The following is a 1638-nucleotide window of genomic DNA, read 5'->3' on the forward strand; positions in this document are numbered from 1 at the left end:
CTTGACTTCCGCATTGGGACACCCTAAAAATATTTTAAGATAATTTCATAAAGTTCTTCTTGTTCAGTGTCCATTTTTAAGAGAGTTGATCTCGTTTGTTTACTGTCTGGAAGAGTATATGTAATTTGATACATATTATGAGTGATCTCTGCAGCTTTTCTTATGGATAGTTCCGTATCTTCAAGTGCCAATATTCTCTCTAGTTCCTTGTATATAGCATATGCAGTAAAAGAAATGCAAATATGTGCTTCAATTCTGTTTCTTAACCTATGGTAAATTGGACGTATTCTTAAATCTGTTTTTGACATTCTGAACGCCCTTTCTATATGCCATAAATTACCGTAGTTGTTAATGACCTCTTCTTCCTTAAGCTTTGTGTTTGTTACATAACCTTTTAGTCCATCCCATTTGGCATCTTGTTCAAATTTTTCATAATCGATTTCTATAGTAACATCACCCAACATGGTTAGATATTTATTGTATCCCCTATTGTTAAGACTTGACTTTGTGAGTTTCCCTGACTTGACCTTCTTTTCTAACCTTGTTAATCCTCGTGTCCTGTTGTATTGATCTTTGGCTGCTCTTTTTTTTGAGTATGAAATAATGAGCCTTTTGCCGTCAGGCTTATTGATACAAAATACTTCGCCATCACCTAACGACAGGCCTAGTATCTTTTGTTTGATACTGTCTGGTTCATTTTTTAACCTGGCTCCTAAGATATATTCATACCCGTCACTTTCTAGAGCGGCTAAGTTATCTTTTGACAACAAGCCTGAATCGGCAACAACTATTGGTTTAGCCAAATTAAACTTGGCACTTATCTTTTCTAAAAAAGGAATAAGCGTATGCCCTTCATAAGTGTTCCCTTCGAAAATTTCATAACCTATAGCATAACCTCCTAAGCCTACTAACAAGCCCAAAAAGATTTGAGGTTTTTGATGTTTCCCATCCTTGCTAAAGCCGGTTTTTCTCAGGTCATCTTCGTCACTTGCTTCGAAGTATAATGTTGTCATATCATAGAACACAACAGATAAGTTACCGCCCAAAACTTTAAGTGTATGAGTGAATGCTATCTGTTCAACTTGATCTTTCAGCTTATCATGTAATTTATCCAAAAAACGGTATATCTTATCTACGCTTAAATGGATACCTTGATAGCGGTAAATATAATCAACGGTTTTCAGCTTACTCAAAGGGAAAGCTAACCTTGATATTACAAGATGTCTGAATAATTCTTCCTCAATTTGATTGAAGCCAATGTGGTTATAAATTTTCCCAAATACCATCTCCGGGCCGACCGTTCTTATATCAGAATTACTGATGTTTAACAATGCTTCCTCTGTATTTGAGTCTTTATCCGATAAGAAAAGGTTACTTTGTCCGGTGATTTTTTCAATTTCCTGATATCCAACATCAACCAACTTATCTATGTTCTGCTGCGTTGTGGCGCACCCAATTGATTTTATTACTCTATTAACACCTTTAACCTTCTGTATCACTTGTACAGAAACGCTTCCAGAACGATTAGGTTTCTTGCGAATAAACATTGACATATTTTTGGGACACCCAAGTTAAAAAAGAAAGTCAGCAATAGCAAGGGATACGGAGGGTGTCCCACAAAAAGTGCGGAAGTCAAGA

1 protein-coding gene is annotated in these 1638 nt (G+C 36.0%); it reads right to left on the minus strand.

The window, feature by feature from the left end:
* Positions 1-23: 23 nt before the first annotated feature.
* Positions 24-1547: an IS1634 family transposase gene (locus tag ACRD64_RS25205; RefSeq protein ID WP_430937406.1), complete on the minus strand. Its 1524-nt coding sequence runs from the start codon at positions 1545-1547 to the stop codon at positions 24-26.
* Positions 1548-1638: the final 91 nt, after the last annotated feature.

The sequence above is a fragment of the Saccharicrinis sp. 156 genome (genome assembly GCF_050589685.1).
Classification (GTDB): Bacteria; Bacteroidota; Bacteroidia; order Bacteroidales; family Marinilabiliaceae; genus Saccharicrinis.